This is a genomic window from Gemmiger formicilis, assembly GCF_016901605.1.
Classification (GTDB): domain Bacteria; phylum Bacillota; class Clostridia; order Oscillospirales; family Ruminococcaceae; genus Gemmiger; species Gemmiger formicilis_B.
In genome coordinates this window covers 1-4,057 of the sequence record NZ_JACJKP010000214.1, presented here as the reverse complement: position 1 = coordinate 4,057, position 4,057 = coordinate 1, and the positions used below count along the sequence as shown (strand labels likewise).

Here is a 4,057-nt window from a genome sequence, read left to right as displayed (position 1 = left end):
TCGGGATCGTATTCTTCCTCGCCCTCTTCGCAGACCAGCAACAGGGTCTTGTCGCCGGAATCGAACTGGGGGTCCTCCATGGTTTCCTGAATGAACTTGGTCTTGCCGCTTTCCAGCTGGCCTACAAACAGGTAGACCGGAATCTGTTTTGCCATAGCTGTGTTCCTTTCTTGCTTACAGGCCGAACAGCTCGGCGATGGCTGCTTCGTTCAGTTTGGAGCCGATGACGCACAGCTTGCCGGTGACGTCGGGGGTGCTGGGGCGGATCTCATGCTCGCCGGGCACCATGTCAAACTCCAGCCAGCCTTCGCCGCCGTCCACAATGCCCTTGGCGCGCAGGATCATGCCGTAATCGCCGCTGTCCAGCTTGGTGAGGGCTTCTTCCAGCGCTTCACGGCTGAACTTGTGGGCCGTCTCACGGCCCCAGCTGGTGAACACCTCGTCGGCGTCGTGGTCGTGGTGGTGATGCCCGCAGCTGCAAACGCCGTGCTCGTCATAATGGTGCTCGTGGTGATGCTCATGGTGGCAGTATTCGCCGTCCTCATGGTCATGGTCGTGATGGTGGCAGCACTCACCCTCTTCATGGTGGTGGTGCTCCTCGTGGTCGTGATGATGGCAGCATTCGTGCTCCTCATCCTCGTCATGGTCGTGATGGTGGCAGCACTCGTGCTCCTCGTCCTCATCATGATGATGGTGGTGGCAGCATTCGTGCTCCTCCCCATCCTCATGATGATGGTGGTGATGATGGTGATGCTCATCCTCACCGGCATGGGCCTCGTTGGCGGCACGGGCCTGCTCCAGCAGTTCGGCCACCAGGTCCCGCTTGCCGTCCATGACAGAAACGATCTGGGCGCCGGACAGGGCGGTCCAGTCGGTGGTCACGATGGTGGCGGTGGGGTTCTTTTCGGCCAGCAGGGCCACGGCGTCGGCGATCTTCTTCTCGCTGGCGTTGCCGGTACGGCTGAGGATGATGCAGGAAGCATGGCTGACCTGGTCATCGTAGAACTCGCCGAAGTTCTTCATATACATCTTGACCTTGTTCACGTCGGCCACGGTCACAAAGCTGTTCAGCAGCACGGGCAGGGTCTCGGCCACACCTTCCACGGCGCGGGTCACGTCGGACAGCTTGCCCACACCGGAGGGCTCGATGAGGATGCGGTCGGGATGGTAGGTTTCCACCACCTGTTTCAGGGCTTCCCGGAAGTCGCCCACCAGGGAGCAGCAGATGCAGCCGGAGTTCAGTTCGTTCACCTGAATACCGGCTTCCCGCATGAAGCCGCCGTCAATGCCGATCTCGCCGAATTCGTTTTCGATCAGGACGATGCGCTCCCCGGCGAAGCACTCCTGGATCAGTTTTTTGATGAGCGTGGTCTTGCCTGCGCCCAGAAAGCCGGAAAAAATATCAATTTTCGTCTTATTCTCTGCCATGATGGCACCTCTATTTCGCTGAATTGGTTGGTTCTGGCAGTCGCAAACACTAACTGCTAATACCATTATAACAAACGCGTCAAGGGGTTTGGGCCTGTTTTGCCCCGGTTTTTTTGAACTTTTTGCAAATATTGTGCCCGCTTGACCTTTTTACAAAACGTGGTATCATGAAACTATCTACATCTGTTAGAGGGAGTGTTGAACGTTGACGACCAATGAAAAGATCGCCGCGCTGCGCGCCGCCGCCAAGAACGCGGGCGCAGACGCCGTGCTGTTGATGACCAGCGACCCGCATTGCAGCGAGTATCTGCCCGACCATTACAATTCTCTGCCCTGGTTCTCGGGCTTTACGGGGGAAAACTCCACCCTGGTGGTGACCCAGGAAGGTTCCGCCCTGTGGTGTGACGGCCGTTTTTATGTGCAGGCCGACAAGCAGCTGGCCGGTACCGAGATCGAATGTATGCATGCCGGTTCCGCCGGGGTGCCCACGGTGGCGGAGTATCTGGCCGACCACCTGAAGGACGGCCAGACCCTGCTGCTGGACGGCAGCTGCGTACCGGCCGACCTGGCCCACCAGTATGCCGACGTGCTGAAAAAGAACGGCGCCGCCCTGAAGAGCCTGGACGTGGCCAATCCCCTGTGGGAGGCTGCCGGTGCACGTCCCGCCCTGCCGGACACCCCCTGCGAGCTGCTGACCCCGGCCCAGACCGGTGCCACCGCCGCCGAGAAGATCGCCCAGGTCCGTGCCGAGCTGGAAAAGGCCGGTGCCACGGCCCTGGCCGTCACCGGGCTGGACTGCGTGGGCTGGCTTTTGAACCTGCGCGCCCGGGACCTGCCCTGCACCCCGCTGGCGGTCGCCTATGCGCTGGTAACTTCCAAGGCCTGCACGCTGTTTGTGGCGCCGGGCCGTCTGTCTGACGCCGACGCCGCCGCCCTGGCCGAGAACGGCGTGACGGTGCGCGGCTACAACGACCTGCTGGACGCCGTGAGCAAGGTGGACGCAGACGAAGTGTTCCTGGTGGACGAAAAAGCCACCAACTACGACCTGTACACCGCCCTTTCCGCCTACAAGACGGTGGCGGGCGCCGACCCGATCTTTACGCTGAAGGGCGTGAAGAACGCGGTGGAGCTGGAGAACATCCGGGAATGCCATATCCGGGACGGCGTGGCCGTGGTCCGGTTTGAGATGGACCTGGAAAAAGCCCTGGCCGAAGGCAAAGAGCTCTACGAAACCGACATTGAAACCATGCTGCAGAAGCGCCGTGCCGAACAGCCGGGCTACCTGGAGGACAGCTTCTCCACCATTGCGGCCTGGGGTCCCAACGCGGCCATGATGCACTACCATGCCGAGGGCGAGGTCAACAGCAAGATCGAGCGCCGTGGCTTCCTGCTGGTGGACAACGGCGGTCAGTATGACTGCGGCACCACCGACATCACCCGCACCTATCCCGTAGGCCCGCTGACCGAGGACGAGCGCAAGTATTATACCTGGGTGCTGCAGAGCCACATCGACATGGCCCGTGCGGTGTTCCTGGATTACTGCACCGGCTTTGCCCTGGACAGCTTTGCCCGTGGTCCGCTGTGGGCCCACAAGATCAACTACCGCTGCGGCACCGGCCACGGCGTGGGATTCATTTCCGGCGTGCACGAAGGTCCCCAGAGCCTGCGCCCCAACAACAATGTGGTGTTCAAGCCGGGCATGACCATCACAGACGAACCGGGCGTTTACGAAACCGACGAGGTGGGTATCCGCATCGAGAACGAGCTGGAATGCATCGACCTGGGCGACAACCAGTACGGCCACTGGCTGGGCTTTGCCCCGCTGACGGTGGTGCCCATCGACACCGCCCCGGTGATCGTGGACGAACTGTCCCGTGTGCAGATCGACTGGCTGAACAACTTCCACCAGCATGTGTACGACACCCTGGCCCCCCGCCTGAACGATGAGGAAAAGGCCTGGCTGGCCAAGAAGTGCGCCCCCATCGGACGGTAAAAGTACATTCTTTTCTTGCAAGAAAAGAACCAAAAGAACTCCATACAAAAATCCCCCGCAGGGCATTCCCCTGCGGGGGATTTTTATGAGGCGTTTCTTCGGTTCTTCCTGCAAAAGAAGTGCTTTTCCGGTGGAGCTGCGCAAAACGGCAGCGTTCCAAGCCGCCGGGCGCGCCCTATGGCGGGAATCCAGTCAGAGTTTCTTCGGTTCCTTCTTTGCAAAGAAGGAACCGAAGAAGGAACAAACAGTTCTTACAGTACGCCGCCCAGCCACTGCATCAGCGTGGCCTTGGGCATAAAGCCCACCTGGCGGGCCACCGGCTGGCCGTTTTTCAGCACCACCAGGGCCGGAATGCTGGAAATACCGAACTGCTGGGCCAGGGCCAGGTTCTCATCCACGTCAATGCCATAGAACAAAGCCTTGCCTTCCAGATCCTTGCTGGCTTCCTCCAGCACGGGGGCCAGCATCCGGCAGGGATTGCACCAGGTGGCGTTAAAATCCAGCACTGCCACGTCGGCAGCCTGGGCCTGGGTCAGATCATTGTGGTGTACTTCGTGTACCATTGTGCATTACTCCTTTTCGTTGCGCTTGCGGGCGGCCAGGTATTCCACGGCAGAAAGCGCCGCCACGTTGCCT

General features: G+C 60.3%; 3 protein-coding genes and 1 pseudogene. 1 reads left to right on the top strand and 3 read right to left on the bottom strand.

The window, feature by feature from the left end; all coding sequences use genetic code 11:
- Together H6B10_RS18085 and H6B10_RS13000 are read right to left on the bottom strand one after the other, a co-directional pair.
- Positions 1-155 (bottom strand): annotated as a pseudogene (locus H6B10_RS18085) (GTP-binding protein); the annotation flags it as partial.
- Between the two features lie 19 nt (positions 156-174).
- Entirely contained in the window at positions 175-1,428 is a 1,254-nt protein-coding gene (locus H6B10_RS13000) for a GTP-binding protein (protein WP_204651996.1), read from the bottom strand.
- Positions 1,429-1,633: 205 nt separating this feature from the next.
- On the opposite strand from H6B10_RS13000, the gene H6B10_RS12995 reads away from it, so the two are divergent.
- Positions 1,634-3,421, top strand: a complete 1,788-nt coding sequence (locus H6B10_RS12995; protein ID WP_243427384.1) for an aminopeptidase P family protein — start codon at positions 1,634-1,636, stop codon at positions 3,419-3,421.
- Between the two features lie 251 nt (positions 3,422-3,672).
- On the opposite strand, the gene trxA is transcribed toward H6B10_RS12995, so the two are convergent.
- Positions 3,673-3,984 carry a thioredoxin gene (trxA, locus tag H6B10_RS12990; protein WP_204651995.1) on the bottom strand — a complete coding sequence of 104 codons (312 nt, stop codon included), beginning with the start codon at positions 3,982-3,984 and terminating at the stop codon, positions 3,673-3,675.
- Positions 3,985-4,057: the final 73 nt, after the last annotated feature.